This is a genomic window from Shewanella hafniensis (assembly GCF_019655335.1).
GTDB lineage: Bacteria > Pseudomonadota > Gammaproteobacteria > Enterobacterales > Shewanellaceae > Shewanella > Shewanella hafniensis.
In genome coordinates, this window is the sequence record NZ_BPFD01000009.1 from 1 (window position 1) to 17657 (window position 17657).

Genomic DNA, 17657 nt, shown 5'->3' on the forward strand with positions numbered 1-17657 from the left:
TCGCGGAAGGCCCGAAGGTCCCCTCCTTTCCCCCGTAGGGCGTATGCGGTATTAGCAGTCGTTTCCAACTGTTATCCCCCTCGACTGGGCAGATCCCTAGGCATTACTCACCCGTCCGCCGCTCGCCACCTCAGGAGTAAACTCCCTTGTGCTGCCGCTCGACTTGCATGTGTTAGGCCTGCCGCCAGCGTTCAATCTGAGCCATGATCAAACTCTTCAATTAAAGTTTTTTGCTTCCGCCTTGCGACTTAAGCGGCTCAATGAATTCTGATTTTTCGTTCCTGCTTAAAAGCAAAAACAAACTGTACATATTGCTATGAACACTCTTCATCATTGATTTAATTCTTTGATTACTCACTCGAAAGTAAAGTAATTTCGATTAACTCAACACCTGTGAGTGTCCACACAGATTTCTTGTTTTATCTTGTTAAAGAGCAACTCAATATTCGTAAGAGAACTTGAGTACCACACTGAGCGTCGAACGCTTCCAGTTGGCTAGGGCTGCGTATTCTACGCATTTCCCGTTTCGCGTCAAGGAGTATTTTCAACTTCTTGCTGCGCTTGAATTAAATGCTTAAAAGCGACTCAATTCAAGCTAACTCGTCAGCAGGCTTTCGCTGTCTGCCGTGTCAGTGGATGCGCATTATAGGGAGATTGAGAAAGTGCGCAACCCCTATTTTAAGGAAATTTGCAGTTAATTCTAATTATCTAATCTAGCCACACCATACCCACCGCTTACCCCCAAAGTTATCCACACACCGCTCATTTTAGACTCAGTTTCAACTTAAAATGAGGTTTGATGAGCCTCTATTACTACGAATAAAGCATGGAGATTCCGTTGATTCTCGAGGCTAGAGGTGGATTCTTGATGCAGCTTGTTCTAATAAATGGGCGAACGACAGATTAAAGAAACTCTTTGCCGACTTAATCAGAAATACAGGTCGTATTGCACAAAACTAATATTGGCCACTTGTTAGCGATGATCTTATCTATTAAAGCTAAGTTGAGTTATCAAAGACGTCATGCACATTAAGAGTGGCATGTTCGCTTACCTATATTTAGTGACAGGAAATTAAGTGACAGAAAATTTAGTGGCAATAATTTTGAAGCAAAAAAATACCCGCCAGTGGCGGGTATTTTCTTATTTAGCTATGGCGTTAAACGCTGAGCTTATTCTTCTACTGGCGAGACCACGAACAGTAAGTCACCTTGAGACACTTGCTGACCATTGCTGTTCAGGATGCGCTCGATGCGATACTTCTTATCCTCAGGGTACAAAATCGCACTCTGACGGTTAAAGCCGGCTAAGGTCACTTGCGAGAACATCTTCATCGCTTCTGTGAGTGCTAGCGTTTGATCGACTGTGACTATGTCACCTTCTTTCACAAAATCCGCTTCACCCGGTGCAGAAGAGGTATAGAAGATACCTGCGCCTTGGGCTAACACTTTCAGTTCGTTACTTTCACCAACGCGCAGTGACTCAGTGTCCACTTCCACAGTTTCAGCGGCGGCTTCCATTTCAGCGATCAACGCCGGAATGTCTAGCTCAGCCATTAAACGTGGCAGATAGTTAGTATCGTAAACACCTTCGTTGAAGGTACCGTCTTTCAGAATAAGCTTGAGTAACGGAATGTTAGTCGCGATGCCTTTCAGCACTACGCTGTCTAAGTATTCGTACAGTTTGGCAATCACATCCTCACGGTTTTCACCGCGCATGATGATTTGCGCAATCAAGCTATCGTAGTATGGCGATACTTCTTTACCTGGCGCTGCAATCGAAATGATTTCCACATCGGGATGATCAGGGAACACACATTCAGTGATCTTGCCCGGATTTGGGATCAGCTGCAGTATGCCGTGGCTATCGAGCGCCGCTTTCTCAGCCGTCACACGTACTTCCATCGCATAACCAATTTCTTTAGGCTCTAATGCTTCAATTGAACGGCCAGCGGCAATATCAAACTGCGCACTAACGATATCAATACCTGAAGTCGCTTCCGTAACAGGATGCTCAACCTGCAGACGCGTGTTCATCTCCATGAAGTACACTTCGTTGGCATCTAAGTTATAGATAAACTCAACGGTACCTGCGCCCATGTAATCGGTCGCGTCACCTAAGGCACGAGTATAAGCCAGCACTTGTCGCTTCAGCTCATCTGGCAACATAGTTGAACCAGATTCTTCGACTACTTTTTGGTTATTACGTTGAACCGAACAGTCACGCAAACCTAATACTTTGGCGTTGCCGAACTTGTCACGCAGTAACTGCACTTCGATGTGACGTAGTGATGTCACATATTTTTCTAGGTACAAGTCACCGTTACCAAAGGCTGCAGCCGCTTCGGTTGCCGTTTTTTGGAATAGACCAATCATGTCTTCAGGACGTTTCACAACCTGAATACCTTTACCGCCACCACCTTGTACCGCTTTAAGCAGTACTGGATAGCCAATTTCGCTCGCCACGTTAACGGCTTGCTCTGCATTGGTCAGAATGCCGTGCGAACCTGGCACTACAGGTACATTTTGCGCTTGCGATGTCTTAATCGCGTTCGACTTATTACCCATAGTCGTCATTGAATGCACGCTAGGACCGACGAAGTTAACACCGTTATTAACACACAGTGCAGCAAACTGCGGGCTTTCTGATAGGAAACCGATACCAGGGTGTAATGCATCCACTTGCTCATACTCGGCCACTTTCAGCACTGAGTAAGCATTCAAGTAACTTTCATCCGAGGTGTTACCACCGAGACAAACTAACTTGTCAGAATCTTTGAGCATGTCCGCTGGCACTGATGTCATATCAGGATCCGACGCCACTAATACCACATTGATATTATTGTCATGCGCCTTACGGATCAATTTCACCGCAGTACAACCACGGGCGTGAACCAATACTTTGTTAATTGGCTTCATTAACTGGCGTGGATCGTTCTGTACGATCACTTCTTCTTCAACAGTTGCTTCAACCACTAAGGTCGACAGTGCATTGATGATCACGTCGTTAATTTTTGCCGAAGGCATTGGCATCAGAGGATCGATACCTGCTAACTGAGAGTCTAAATTGTCGCTGAATGGGTTATGGACTAAGCCCGCCATTGCGCCAGGTACTTTTGACAAGTAGTTAGACAGAGTCGCCGTTGATGGCAAGTAAGCTGGCACTACCATTTGGCCTGCGAATGGCATGTTAGTGCCAGACAGGTAGTAAGTTTGCACTAATGGGTGAGTCACAAAACTCGCCTGTGCACCACCAGTACAGTCACCAAAACCAAACATCAGTACAGGCAATTCGTTATCACGAATAAAGCGCGTGATACGGTCGTTCACCACAGCCATAGAGAATAGCGCCGCGGCACCTTCTTTAGTCTGCATACCACCTGAACTGATAAAGCACACAACGGGTAATTTACGCTTAGCACACTCGATCAATAGTGCAGAGAATTTCTCAGCACTGGCCATATCAAATGCACCGGCTTGGAATGCGGTGTTAGACACAGCCACACCCACGCGAACTTTTTGACCTTTTTCTTTAAAGTCAGCAATACCTGTGATCAAGCCACATGGGCGAATGCCTTTATCTAACGCATCTTCGATTGATAAACGGAAGCCAGGGAAGTTGAGCAAGTTAGCCGACATCTTGTCGCCATTGATCTCTTCGAAATGGGTAAAGAACTGTTTAACCACATTTTCCCAAGTCATGTTGCCTTTACGTTTTTCGTCACGCAGCACTTTTTGGATCAATAGATCCTGATAACCCATGGTCAAGCGGTTCCAGAAGTCCTTACGACGACCGATACGCACTGGGTTGATCGCGCCAGTGTACTTGCTGGTATCGCTTTCGCTATCGAAATACTCAGGCAGTAGACGTTCGAAGAAGTAAGTCAGTACCACGAATAGACTGTCGTTAAGTTGTGGGAAACCCACACTCTTCCACTGCTCTACGCGGACTAATAAATCGGCACGGTTCGATTGACCCATGAAGTATTTTAGCCACTTGTAGAACTTAGCTTTGTCGTTCGAGGTATCTTGTGTCGACATTGCATGGTCAATTGACTTGTGCAGCAGGTTGTTCACTGAATTACGTGACAAACTCTTCGACATCATGGCTTCTTTCGCGATTGACGCTAAGCTACCGACAACGTTGTCGTACAAGGCATTGAAGATCAGAATGTTATGGCATTGCCAAATAAAGTCTTCACGCAGCTCTTCATTCACAACCACATCGAGTACGGTCAGCTGATTCAGCTCAGGCCATTTAGCTTGAGTTACAGATTTTGGCAAACTTTCTAAGTGCTGAATCAGCCCTTTGAAGTTGTTGGCCGCATTACTCTTCCAGCGGTGATACAAAGACCAGCTGATGTTAAATAACAGCGCCTTACGTGCTTTCTTATAGTTCTCTTTTGGTTCACCCAAAATCAAACGAGTCAACATGTTACGCTCAGTAGACACTTCATCACGCTTAGCGACAAAAGTAGTCCACAATTTATTCAGTTCTTCGTCATAAACCAGTTTATCTGGGTTAGATAACCAAGCTTGGAACACACGATCTTGTTCCTGTTGGATACGCGCCAACAAATCACCTTCTGGCACACTAGCACGTGACAGACGACCGTATTGCTCTTGAGAAATCGAATGGATACGGCTACGCAGCGTTAAATAACGCAAATAACGATAAGCACTACCAAACAGATTGTGGTGACTAGTTGGGCTCGTTGCCACAGCCAATTCTGCGTTCAGTTCCAAAGCCATCAAGTTTTTAGATGGATTTAGGAAACGAGTTAAGCTGCGGTCATAATGCTCACGTAAATCTTTAGATTCACGCACAAAATTCATTGCTGCACGCTCAACCGCTTCTACGCTGCTAATAATAGCGCGGCGCAAATTGTGCTGACGCTCATCACGGTCACCCGGTGAAAAGTCGATGATACCGTCGATACAGCCTGAGGTATAAAGCTCTTCTGGTGATACACCTACAGATTTCGCACATTCCTGCCATGACAGGTTGTACTTACGGGCAATACTTTGCAGACCTTGTGGCTGGATCGTGTTGAAAATACCGTCACGCAACGACAACAGAATGTTCGCCGCAGCTAATGGAATTGCGCCACCAGAATAACCAGCACCAATTACGATACCGACTGTCGGTACGTCAACGTTGGCGCTTTCTGCGATAGCTTTAGAAATTGAATGCGCTTGGTTTTGGCTGTTAGCGATTTCGCCCGCATCAGCTCCAGGAGTATCAATTAAATAGATAATAGGCATAGACAATTCGGCGAAATGACGAATTGCTTTACAGGCAGCGTAATGATGCTCAGGCATCCAAGCACCGTTTGCGGTAGTGCGTTCTTGGGCGATAAAGCCAATACGACGAGTGCGTGAACCAAAGTTCAGCTCGACCTCAGCACTGTAAAAAGAGCCCAAGTGAGTTTCAGTAATCAAGCGACCTTTAAGATCGGCAATGATACGTTTTGCACCAGGACGACCTTTATCTTGGGTCGGCTGGATCACTTTAGTAACGTAACCGTCGACATCTAACGATGCCAAGTCTTTCAAGTTTGCCTGGATGGCATCCTCATTTAAAAGACCTTTAATTTCTTCCGATAAACTCTGTTTACTGTGCTTAGGAAACAGAGAAAAATCCTTTGCCAAATGCTCGGCTTGTAAAAAAAGCGGATCGGGCGTTTGGGCTTGAGTCATGTGTGTGGGCTGATTATTGCTGGTCATCAAAAGATCCTCTGCTTAGCCTCTGAAAATTTTTAGCCAATAAATATAACTTTGTTATCCCGTCAAATGCCATTAAACTGCATAAGACGCTATGTTCCAAATATGAGACAGTGGGAAAAACATGCCAGATTTAAACGGTATGATGCTATTTGCAGCCGTAGTTAGAGCTAAGGGATTCTCCCAAGCTGCACGTGAAACCGGCCACCCAAAATCCACCATAAGTCGCAAAATCGCGCAGCTTGAAGAACAACTTGGCGTGCGATTGCTACAGCGCGACACCCGTAACTTGAGTCTGACCCAAGTCGGGGCACTCTTTTACCAACACTGTGATTCCATTCGCAATGAGGTGGAAGCGGCCAAGGCTGTTATCGAGAATACTCACGATGATGTGTCAGGATCATTACGGATTGCGATCCCAGTGTCATTTAGCCAAGAACTTATCGCTAACCTCTGTAGCGGATTTATGCGTTTATATCCCAATGTTGAATTGGATGTCCAGTTTACCGACAACGATATTGGTTTAGTCGGCGAAGGATATGACATAGCCATCAAATATGGCCCACTTCAATCGTCGGACTTAGTCGCACGATTACTGTTTGAACGCCAACCGATTTTAGTCGCAAGCCCTGGTTACTTAAAACTCAAAGGCACGCCCGCAACGCCAAAAGAACTCAGCCTGCACAGTGGTATTTTATTGGGCACTTCTCGCTCGGCGCCGATTTGGCCATTGGGTAAAGGTTCGCGTAAAACCATGGCGAACTTCCAACGTAAAGTACGGGTCAACAGCCCTATCATGGTGAAGCAATTAGCCATGGATGATTTTGGCATCGCCATGCTATCCAATTCGGCCTGTAAGACCGAACTCGCCAATGGACAGCTAGTACCGATTTTACAGGAATGGCCAATTGAACCCTTTAAGGTTTACGGGGTTTATTCGAGTCGACGCCAACTGGCCACCAATATCAGCGTCTTCTTAGACTTCTTCGTAAAACGCTTTAGCAGCCAAGAAAGTCTGCAATCCCTCATGGGCTAAGGAATTACGTGCTCCAGTTTTAACACTTCTTTAGTAATGGCTTGGCGCAATGGCAAACCTGCGGCATCTGGGATGTCCATATTCATTGCAAAAAACCACGCATTATCATCGAGTTCTACCCAACCAACCCACCAGCCAATGCTTGGCTCAGCTCTGACCGCATAACCGGTTTTTGCGCGGATAATATAATCAGAATTCGCCTCGGTGAGCATGGCCTGCTTAACGATGCGTTGACTGCGCTCTGAAGCGTGTACCTTGTTGTGATAAAGTCGGCGCAGGAAATCGATTTGCTCAGTGGCCGATATCCGAATACCACCATCAAGCCAAAAGCTATCTAAGTTACCCGAGATAGTCTCATTGCCATAATCGAAAGAGGCGATCATCTTCGACATTCGCGCCTCACCAATTTGGCGGGCAAACTCTTGATAGACTGGCACCACCGAATACTTCATCCCGGTAATCAAGTTGTGGTCACGATTCCAAGTGGCAATATCACGGCTTTTACCATCCCACTTAAACACTTGATGTTCATCCTTCACCACACCGAGATCTAGCGCAATCAAACTGTTAGGGATTTTAAAGGTCGATGCAGGTAAAAAACCTTGATTGGCACGTTTAAGATTGTTGGTATATCCCTGTTGCTTGTTTTCGTTCCATAGTGCTACCACGCCCGAGGTTTGTTGGAGCTTAGTTTTTTGCAGTTTAGCTTGTTGCGGTTCAGCTTGATGCTGAGTAAAAATGGCATCCCAACTGCGGGTTTCTTGCCACTCCTTCTTCACCGCGGTTGAGGCAAAAGTCGGGGCGGCAATGATTGACGACGCTAACAGTGAGGACATCACCAACACAGTCGATATGGCGAACGAACGCATAAAGTCTCCTTGTAGAAACAAAAAATCCAATGAACTAAAAAAGTGATTAAGGCTATCACTTAGCGTTTTTGCATGCCCTAGCAAACTGCTGACCAATAGTGGCAAAAAAGAGGCAAGTAAGTTCTGCCATAGAAGGACTGATGTCAGCTCAGCGCCTTTGAAAGAGAAGATGATGAGATAGAAGATATTGGCATAAGATGACGAAGATCAACCTGCATAACTTTATTACCCTCAGCTTGTAGTGCATACTTTTTGGCATAAGAGCCTTCCAGTGGACGAGATGAACATCATTTCCAATCAATAAGGTCTAATCACTACAGGGAAATCAAAAATGTTGAAGCCAGTATTGAAGCCAGTGTTAACGCTAATCCTCACCAGTAGCTTGATCAATACGGCCAGTGCTGTGCAGCTATTGGGTGATGTTGAAGTTTCCCGCCTACCCACAGCCGAAAAAACCATGGGCGAAGTCGTGACTCGCTATCAAGCACTTGACGATGGTCTGGCTCAACTAAGCTCAAAGAAAAACGAAGTTGACGCCACCCAATTAGCCGCGCGCCAAGGCCATAGATTATGGCAACAAGCGGTACGCGATGTGCAGTCAGGTCATGTTGACGACCGACCTTTATATTGGGCGCGCCTTGCCATGCTTAATAGTCTTAAGAGCACCAGCGCCAACTTTAAAATGGCCGATTGGCAAAATGATATATTAATGAGTGCGGTTGAAAAGGCCTCACGGGGATTTAGCGATATTCAATATGCTGATGATGTTCAAATCAAAATATTCCTCACGGGTTTTGATCCCTTCTTCCTCGATAAAGATATCACCCAGAGTAATCCTTCTGGCTTAGTTGCCCTCGCCTTGGATGGTTTCCGCTTTGATGTAAATGGCAAAACGGCGCAAATCGAAACCGCTATGGTGCCAGTGCGTTTTGAAGATTTTGACCAAGGACTTATCGAATCGCTACTGAGTCCGATATACCGCGATCCTAAAACCCAATTTGTATTTACCGTCAGCATGGGCCGAACTGACTTTGATATTGAACGCTTCCCTGCCCGAAATCGCAGTGCTGCTGCGCCCGATAACCAAAACGTCCTCACTGGCGGCACTAAAACCGCACCGCTTGCCCCAAAGCTCAATGGCAAAGATTTTATCGGCCCTGAGTTTGTCGAATTCTCGCTGCCGGTTGCCGCCATGCAAGTCAAAGATGGCCAATGGAAAGTCAACGATAACCACACAGTCACTACCCTTGCCCGCGGTGAGTTTAGTGCAACATCATTGAATGAGCTGCAAAACGAAACGTCAGTCGAAGGCTCTGGCGGCGGTTATCTTTCTAATGAAATTTCCTATCGCGCCATAGTGTTGCAGCAAAAGTTTAATAGCAGTGCGAAAGTCGGCCACATTCATACCCCAAGAGTCAAAGGCTATGACGCCGATACTGAGCAAGCCATAGTCGAACAAGTGCGCACTATGGTGATGCAGGCCGCGGCGAGTTTATAACCTAGGCTGAGTAGGCTGGTAGGCTGGTAGGCTGGTAGGCTGGTATTGTCAGATAGCGTTCGCTATGATGCGAACGCTTAGCCTGACTCTTATTTCAATCGCTGATTTGGAAGGCTGAGTATTAGAGCGGATTGCAAGAACAAGCGTTCGAATGCAGAAGCCAAGCGCCATACATAGGATTGGCTTCAAAACTGACGCTTTATAACTGATGCTTTTACAACCAAATGAGTGTTAAGCACTCAATATTTACCTTTAACCGACGAGATCCAACGCTAATCCTATGTTGAAACCTGCAGACTTACTCAATGCTTTACGTCGTCGCAGCAGTGAAGCACTCGCCCCACAGACAAAATCGACATACGCAGCCTTAGGCCAAAGCCAAGATAAGTCGCAGGTGATAACGAGTCCACCAGTACAAGATACGGCTCAGGCACATAATTTCACCGGTTCATCACGCCCACTCTCATCACTGCAAATACAAGTACTAGAGCGAATTGAAGCTTGTTATCAAGAAGCGGAGATATCGCTTAAGCGCGCTTTCCCACGCCCAGTCACACAATTTAGTCTCAGGGGAAAGAGCGCGGGTACGGCTCATCTGCAGCAGAATCGCTTACGATTCAATCCGGTGTTGCTAAGCGAAAACAGCGAAGCATTTTTGACTGAGGTCGTGCCCCACGAAATTTGTCATTTACTGTGTTTTCAGCTTTTTGGCAAAACCAAGCCCCACGGTAAAGAATGGCAATCTTTGATGCTAACGGTATTTAAGGTTAACCCGAGTACCACCCACAGCTTCAATACCACTTCGGTGGCAGGTCGCGACGTGGAGTATCGCTGCGCCTGTGGGCCGATTCGGTTAAGTATTCGCCGCCATAACAAAGTGTTGCGGGGCGAAAGCCGTTATATCTGTAAACGCTGCAAGACCCATTTAACGGCGAACTAAGTCCTCTTCGCGCACAATCCTCACACCCACCCCACAATTCGAATTTCAGCATTTGGGAATTGCGTGAGTAAAAAGTACGACGCAATTTGCATAAGCAGCGGCATTTCCCTTACCATCACGCCATAAAAGACGAGCCAAAGGCTCGCGTAGTATTTGTTATTTTGGGATAAATTTTGAACAAAACGTCTTTAACCGTTAATTCACGGCGCCTCTTGCTGTGCCTGATCACTTGGGCGGCAATCTTAACTGTGCCCGCTGGTGCCTCAGTATCACACCCCAATAGTTTCAGCCAAGCAAAAACCAAGTCGCAGGCACTCTACGCCGGAAGTCGCCAAGGCACTCTACCCGCAGTGAGTTTTTACTGTGGCTGCGATATTCAAATCAAAGGCAAATCCTGGAAACCCGATCTCGCTAGCTGCGGTTATCAAGTCCGTAAACAGGAAACCCGCGCCAATCGTATCGAGTGGGAACACATAGTGCCCGCCTGGGAATTTGGCCATCAACTCCAATGCTGGCAAAAGGGCGGCCGTAAAAACTGCGCCGATAACAGTAACGAATTTAATAAGATGGAAGCGGATATGCACAACTTAGTGCCCGCCATCGGTGAAGTGAACGGCGATCGCAGTAACTTCCGTTTTAGCCAATGGAACGGTAAAGCTGAGCAATATGGCCAATGTGCTATGGTCATCGATTTTAAGCATCGTCAGGCGCAGCCGCCCGTAAACGCCCGCGGTAAGATTGCCCGCACTTACTTATATATGCAGCAAACCTATGGGCTTAAAATCGCTTCACAACAATTAAAATTGTTCAAAGCATGGGATAAAACCTATCCAGTTGATACTATTGAGTGCAAACGCGATAACGCTATAGCGCAAACTCAAGGCAACCATAATCCCTTTGTGCAAAATGCCTGTAAAGCGCCACCACTGCGTCAACAACTAGCCGAGTAAGGTCGAATGAGAGTCCCAAGAATTTATCAACCTCAGCCATTAGCCATCAATCAACAGCTGAACTTAGACGAAGATGGCGCGGCCCATATCGGCAAAGTGCTGCGCATGGGTAACGGCGAACATATCAGCCTATTCAATGGCGATGGCCATGATTATCTTGCTGAAATTGTCGATGCAGGTAAAAAGCATGTCACAGTAAAACTGCTTTCCTGTGAGGCAAATTCATCTGAGTCGCCACTCAACTTGCACTTAGGCCAAGTGATTTCCCGTGGCGATAGAATGGAATTCACCATTCAAAAATCGGTCGAGCTGGGGGTTAATACCATTACGCCGCTGTTTTCCGATCGCTGCGGTGTAAAGCTTAATGGCGAGCGCCTAGAGAAAAAAATTCAGCAATGGCAGAAAATCGTTGTGAGCGCCTGTGAACAATCGGGCCGCAGCCAAGTTCCCGTGGTTCGCCCAGCGATGGACTTACACGATTGGTGCAGTGAGCCAACCTCGGCACTGAAACTCAATTTACATCCACGTGCCGCACACGGTATCAATGGTTTAGATTTAGCGCACACTCGCGTGCGCCTGTTAATTGGCCCAGAAGGCGGTTTGTCGGCGGAAGAAATCGCCATGACAGAAACCTATCAATTTACCGATGTGTTGCTTGGCCCCAGAGTGCTTCGCACTGAAACCGCCTCGCTCACGGCCATTACAGCGCTGCAACTCAGATTTGGTGATTTAGGCTAAACCGCAGCCGCAAGCTGCGCTTGCATAACAGACCCCATTATCCAATCAATGCTTTTTTGCCTGCAAACGGCGACAAATAAGGAACAGATTAATGATAAAACTCGGCATAGTGATGGACCCCATCAGTGAGATCAACATTAAGAAAGACTCCAGTTTTGCCATGTTAATGGCCGCGCAGGACAGAGGTTATCAGCTGTTTTATATGGAAATGGCCGATCTTGCCATGGTCAACGGCGTGGCGATGGCCAATATGCGTCCGTTAACTGTTATCAATGATGCGAGCAAATGGTATGAGCTAGGCGAAGCGCAAGACACGCCAATGAGCGAACTCGACGTGATCTTAATGCGTAAAGACCCGCCATTCGATACTGAGTTTATCTACGCCACTTACATGCTGGAGCGCGCCGAAGAACAAGGCGTATTAATCGTCAACAAGCCGCAAAGTCTACGTGACGCTAACGAAAAGCTGTTCACCGCATGGTTTAGTGAATTCACCCCAGAAACAATCGTGACCCGCGATGCCAAGCGTATCCGCGCTTTCCACCAAGCTAAGGGCGATATCATTCTTAAGCCTTTAGATGGCATGGGCGGCACCTCGATTTTCCGCGTAAAGCAGGATGATCCTAACCTTGGGGTGATCATCGAGACCTTGACCAGCTATGGCCAACAATATGCGATGGCGCAAGCCTTTATCCCTGAAATTACCAAAGGCGACAAACGCATTTTAGTGGTCGATGGCGAGCCTGTTCCCTACGCACTGGCACGTATCCCAATGAAAGGCGAAACCCGTGGCAACTTAGCCGCTGGCGGTAGCGGTGTGGCACAACCTTTATCTGACAGCGATTGGGCGATTGCCCGCGCCATTGGCCCTGAGCTTAAAAAACGCGGGCTGATTTTTGTCGGGCTGGACGTGATTGGTGACAAGCTGACTGAGATCAATGTGACCAGCCCAACCTGTATCCGTGAAATCCAAGCGGCATTTGATGTCGACATCACGGGCATGTTAATGGATGCTATTGAAGCACGCATTAACGCCACAGCATAAGAATTTACCAACGAGTTTGTTGATTGTAAGGCGCGAGCAAACCGCGAGCGCCGAACCACTTCTAGGGATGTGATATGAGTTTCACCAAAGCGCCACTCTTGTTACTCGGCATCAGTTTGCTGTTATCTACGCCAGCTTGGGCTGATGAAACGGGTCCAACAAAAGCGCCATCGCGACCGAAAAATATCGTCATCATGATAGGTGATGGTATGGGACCGTCTTACACCAGCGCCTACCGTTACTACAAAGATAATCCTGACACTGAAGAAGTCGAACAAACCGTATTCGACCGTTTACTGGTGGGCATGGCAAGCACCTATCCCGCGAGCGTCAGTGGTTATGTGACTGACTCAGCCGCGGCCGCGACAGCGCTGGCCACAGGAGTAAAATCCTATAATGGGGCGATTTCAGTCGATACCCAAAAACAACCACTGCCGACCATACTCGAAAAAGCCAAATCCCTTGGCCTCAGCACAGGTGTCGCGGTAACATCACAAATCAATCACGCCACGCCAGCCGCCTTTTTGGCCCACAACGAAAGCCGTAAAAACTACGATGCTCTGGCACTCAGCTATTTAGAAACCAACGCCGATGTATTTTTAGGCGGCGGTCAAAAATATTTTCCCCCTGCATTATTAGAGCAGTTCAAAGCCAAAGGTTATCAGCACATTAGCCGCTTTGAGGATCTCGCCAGCATCACCCAACCTAAAGTGTTGGGCCTGTTTGCTGAAGTCCAATTGCCTTGGGCAATTGATGAAAAAGATGCGAAAAAACTCAGTACCTTAACCCAAAAAGCACTCAGCTTGCTGTCGCAGAATGACCAAGGATTTGTGCTATTAGTCGAAGGGAGTCTCATCGACTGGGCGGGCCACAATAACGACATCGCCACTGCTATGGGTGAGATGGATGAATTCTCCAATGCCATTGAAGTGGTTGAGCAATTTGTGCGTGAACATCCCGATACCCTGATGGTGATCACCGCCGACCACAATACCGGTGGCCTATCGATTGGCGTCGATGGTAACTACAACTGGAACCCTGAAATCCTGCGTAATATCTCGGCTAGCACAGACACTTTAGCCTTAGCCGCCATCAGTGGCGAACAATGGCAAGCCGATCTTGCCCGCGGTTTAGGCTTTGAGCTTAGCGAAGAAGAAGTCGCCAAATTAAACGTCGCCAGAATGCAGGGATTAGAAACCATGGCGGTGGCAATTCGCCATCTTATTGATAAACGTACTGATACAGGTTGGACAACCGACGGTCACACAGGCACAGACGTACAAGTGTTTGCCGCAGGTCCGGCATCTGAGCTGTTTAACGGCCATCAAGACAATACCGATATCGCCAATAAGATCTTCAGCTTGCTGCCAAAACCGAAGAAACCTAAGAGCTAATGTCTAAGTAATTCAACGAATAGAAGGTAACCGCATAATGCAGTTGCCTTTTTTATTGGTTTTTTTATTAGGGATTTTATCAGGTCTTAGCGCAGGGATTCGATGCAAACTGGCTCAGGCGTGAATAACGGGTATAATGCCCACACTTAAGTTTATAGGTGCCTGTAACTGTGTTAACCAATCCATCGCAAGTCATTATTCGTAATCAAGACAGCCTAAGCCAACATAAAGTGTTAGTGCTCAATCATGAAGCCGATCTACTGCCAAAAGCCCTGCTCGATGTCGCGGCATCGGTCGATGCACTCGCCTTGGATTACCACCATTACTTGCACTTAGCGCCGCACGCCAACTCAAAGATGCGTTGCTATTTCGGCCATGAACTGCCAAACCAAGACCCAGTTGAGCGAGAAAAATACGATACGGTTATTGTTTATTTCCCCAAGGCCAAACCCTTAGCACCTTATTTGTTTAACCTCGCCGCCAATCATCTTGTGCCTAACGGCCAACTGTTAGTCGTTGGGGAAAACAAAGGCGGGATTAAGTCTTTAGTGAAGCTGTTACCTGAGTATTTTGCGACTGGGATGAAGCTCGATAACGCTCGCCACTGCCTGTTATTTGGCAGCCATTTAGAGGGCAGCGCGCCAGCGATGAAGCTCTGCGATTGGGTCAGTCAGTATCAACTCGCGACGCCACAGGGCGAAATCAGTATCTGTAACTTAGTCGGGGTGTTTAGCGAAAAACGCTTAGATCTGGGCACTGAATTATTACTGTCGCACCTGCCGACACTCTCGGGCCGAGTGCTCGATTTTGGTTGCGGCGCCGGTGTGATTACCGCTGCCCTGCTCAAGGCACAGCCGAGCTTATCCTTAGAGTGTGTCGATATTAATGCGATGGCCTTGGCTTCCTGCGAACTCACCTTAGCCGCCAATGGAATGACGGCCAAAGTCTATCCTTCCGATGGACTGGCGCAAACCACGGGGAAATTTAACGGCATTATCTCTAATCCACCGTTCCACGATGGCCTTGCAAGCACCACCAGCATAGCGCAGAACTTTGTCACTGATAGTGCCAAGCAATTACAACATAACGGTATTTGGCAAATTGTCGCCAACCGCCACTTGCCCTATTCCGATATCATTGCCGCCGAATTTGGCCAATTAAAAGTGGTTGCCGATAACAACAAGTACAAGCTGTATTACTTCCAACACAAGTAAAACTCTACAGATAACGCGCTTATGCTTTGGTTATAGGCGCGTTATTGACTACGCCTCATACTCACTCGTGTCACTATCCCATTTTTCAGATAAAGCTTATCTTTCGTCGTGTTACAAAACTCAATATTGTGATCTGCCGCATGTCAGCGATTCCCGTAAACACAGTTCCATTTACCTCAAACTGCCGTTCCTAGCATAGGAATTTGATTTAAAACACCAAAATAATCGCTAAAGCGAAAGTTAGCATTAAGTTGCGACTTACACTGCGATTAGTAGGAATAAACCAGAGATAATACTGTTTATCTCATTCAATTTCTTATAAAAAACTAACTATAAATCGCCCAGTAGACCATTAACAACAAAATGCCAACATTTGCTGTTTTTGCAGCCAAAAAGGCTTCTTTACCCTAAGTTTCTACTGTTATACTCAAATCAGCTTCTTAAACAATAATAAAACGCAATTACTAGGAATGCCCCTATGCTGGACCCTGAACTCATAGAGCTAAACAGCGATAAGACCAAAGCTGAATTGCGCCTGATCCCTAATGTCCATGGCCCAGTCACCCATGAAGACATAATGCGCCTGCTGTCTTTACCTGAATTCACCTCCCTCTTTCCGCTAGAGCCTGTCATTGCTAAAACCGTCGCTAAAATCAACTCTCTTTATAATCAGGATGATGGAAAATTTGAGCTCTTCGCCACTTTAGCTGAACGCCGCGATGGCACCATAGCAATCGAAATTAGCCCAGATAAAATGCAAGCCAGCCTCAAACTGACCGCAGCATGGGGCGGTAAACAGATAGATTTGCCAGAGATCCTCACCCATCTCAAAAAGAACAACGTCTGCATGGGGTTAAGCAAGCTCAAAATTCAAACCCTACTCAAGCAACTTAGCACGCTGAAGCCGGGTGAAGTTTGCCAAAGTGACATCGCCCAAGGTAAAGCGCCGGTCAATGGACTCAATGCGGTATTAGAACGCAAAGTGTTCCTCGCGCGTGAACGCTTACTTCAACCACAAGAGCGGGAAGATGGCAGTGTCGATATGCGTAATCTCGGCTCACTTATCGTCGTCAAAGCCAATGATCTCTTGATGGTTAAACACCCCGCCACCGAAGGTACACCAGGTTACAACATCAAGGGCGAAGTACTTAAACAAAAACCGGGTAAAGATGCCGTACTCCAAGCGGGTACCGGCACAGCTTTGCATCCGCAGGATCCCAATAAACTCATCGCCACTGTGCCAGGCCAACCCGTCGAAACCCGTACAGGCATGAATGTCGATGATATTTTGCAGCTTAAAGATGTCGATATCAGCACAGGCCATATCAGCTTTAAGGGCAGTATTTTAATCACCGGCGATGTCCACGAGGGCATGCTAGTTAAAAGTTCGGGTGATATAACCGTAATGGGCTTTGTGGACTCCGCGACCCTAGAGGCGGAAGGTGATGTCACAGTCAGTAAAGGCATCATAGGCAGACAAATCAAAGCTAATGAATACTCTACCAATATCCATTCTCAAGGCCAGATCAGCGCCCAGTTTGTGCAATATTCCAACTTAGTGGCCAAGGGCAATATCTTAGTCACTAAACAGTTGCTGCACAGCCATACCAAAACAGCTGGCAGTTTAACGGTCAGCGATCCGAGTGGTCGTCGTGGCGATCTGGTGGGCGGTGTCGCACGTGCAGAGAAAGGCATCACGGCGGTTGTCATAGGGGCAACAGCGGGAACCAAAACCGACGTTTATTGCGCGATGGAACATGGGGAACTTAAGCAAGATCTCAAGCTACTCGATGAAAGCGTTAAAGCTATGGTTGTCGCCAGTTTAGATATTGAGGCTCGCCTCAATAAATTACCCCCAAAGTCAGAATGGCAAGGCGACGCTGTGATGATCGAGCAAATCAAGATGATGCTCGACCAGAAGAATCGTATTTTGGATGAGCGCACCCGTGAAGAACTCGAGTTCGATACCTTAAAACAAGAAGTCGAAGGCTATTACGAGAAATACCGCATCGAAGTGCTTAAACACGTATTCCTCAATGTTGAGTTACATATAGGTCCAGCGAATCATCGCACTGCCCGTGAACACGGCACTTGCTGCATTGCTAATGTTAATCAAGAAATTAACTTTGACTATAACGCCAAGGCCAAAGCTGCACCGACGACTTAATACTCGCGAGGAGTAATGACACATTCACTACTCCTTGCTCATTCTGCCAGACTCTGCGAACGCGTTCAGGCCTCTATCAATCTTC

Annotated in this window: 11 protein-coding genes and 1 rRNA gene; 9 read left to right on the forward strand and 3 right to left on the reverse strand. The window is 47.0% G+C overall.

What is annotated here, in order from left to right:
• Both K5Q99_RS04510 and K5Q99_RS04515 read right to left on the reverse strand, forming a co-directional pair.
• A 16S ribosomal RNA gene (locus K5Q99_RS04510) occupies positions 1-223 on the reverse strand; the annotation flags it as partial.
• A gap of 947 nt (positions 224-1170) precedes the next feature.
• Entirely contained in the window at positions 1171-5724 is a 4554-nt protein-coding gene (locus K5Q99_RS04515; protein WP_006086017.1) for an ATP-binding protein, read from the reverse strand.
• Between the two features lie 121 nt (positions 5725-5845).
• Between K5Q99_RS04515 and K5Q99_RS04520 the strand changes: the two genes are divergently transcribed.
• The gene (locus K5Q99_RS04520) at positions 5846-6757 is read left to right on the forward strand and encodes a LysR family transcriptional regulator (protein WP_006082994.1); all 912 of its coding nucleotides are present in this window, start codon (positions 5846-5848) and stop codon (positions 6755-6757) included.
• Here K5Q99_RS04520 and blaOXA read toward each other — a convergent pair.
• Positions 6754-7626 (reverse strand): OXA-548 family class D beta-lactamase, encoded by an 873-nt coding sequence (gene blaOXA / locus K5Q99_RS04525; RefSeq protein ID WP_220776160.1) that lies wholly within the window; start codon positions 7624-7626, stop codon positions 6754-6756. The two genes, K5Q99_RS04520 and blaOXA, sit on opposite strands and share 4 nt — an antisense overlap.
• A 331-nt stretch (positions 7627-7957) precedes the next feature.
• Between blaOXA and K5Q99_RS04530 the strand changes: the two genes are divergently transcribed.
• The 8 genes from K5Q99_RS04530 (at position 7958) to K5Q99_RS04565 (ending at position 17572) form a co-directional block, all read left to right on the forward strand.
• Positions 7958-9124, forward strand: coding sequence for a PA0049 C-terminal domain-containing protein (locus K5Q99_RS04530; protein WP_220776161.1), 1167 nt, complete (start codon positions 7958-7960; stop codon positions 9122-9124).
• Positions 9125-9404: 280 nt separating this feature from the next.
• A complete protein-coding gene (locus tag K5Q99_RS04535; RefSeq protein ID WP_220776162.1) occupies positions 9405-10064 on the forward strand; it encodes a SprT family zinc-dependent metalloprotease in 660 nt (219 codons plus the stop codon).
• A 173-nt stretch (positions 10065-10237) separates the two neighbouring features.
• Entirely contained in the window at positions 10238-11014 is a 777-nt protein-coding gene (gene endA, locus K5Q99_RS04540) for an endonuclease EndA (protein WP_283107672.1), read from the forward strand.
• 6 nt (positions 11015-11020) lie between these two features.
• Complete coding sequence (gene rsmE, locus K5Q99_RS04545; RefSeq protein ID WP_106649512.1) at positions 11021-11752, forward strand: 16S rRNA (uracil(1498)-N(3))-methyltransferase; 732 nt, start codon at positions 11021-11023, stop codon at positions 11750-11752.
• Between the two features lie 91 nt (positions 11753-11843).
• The gene (gene gshB / locus K5Q99_RS04550) at positions 11844-12797 is read left to right on the forward strand and encodes a glutathione synthase (protein ID WP_220776163.1); all 954 of its coding nucleotides are present in this window, start codon (positions 11844-11846) and stop codon (positions 12795-12797) included.
• Between the two features lie 74 nt (positions 12798-12871).
• On the forward strand, positions 12872-14191 hold the full coding sequence (locus K5Q99_RS04555; RefSeq protein ID WP_220776164.1) for an alkaline phosphatase: 1320 nt from the start codon (positions 12872-12874) through the stop codon (positions 14189-14191).
• A 170-nt stretch (positions 14192-14361) separates the two neighbouring features.
• Complete coding sequence (locus K5Q99_RS04560) at positions 14362-15405, forward strand: methyltransferase (protein WP_220776165.1); 1044 nt, start codon at positions 14362-14364, stop codon at positions 15403-15405.
• Between the two features lie 478 nt (positions 15406-15883).
• Positions 15884-17572 carry a flagellar assembly protein A gene (locus tag K5Q99_RS04565; protein ID WP_220776166.1) on the forward strand — a complete coding sequence of 563 codons (1689 nt, stop codon included), beginning with the start codon at positions 15884-15886 and terminating at the stop codon, positions 17570-17572.
• Positions 17573-17657 lie beyond the last annotated feature (85 nt).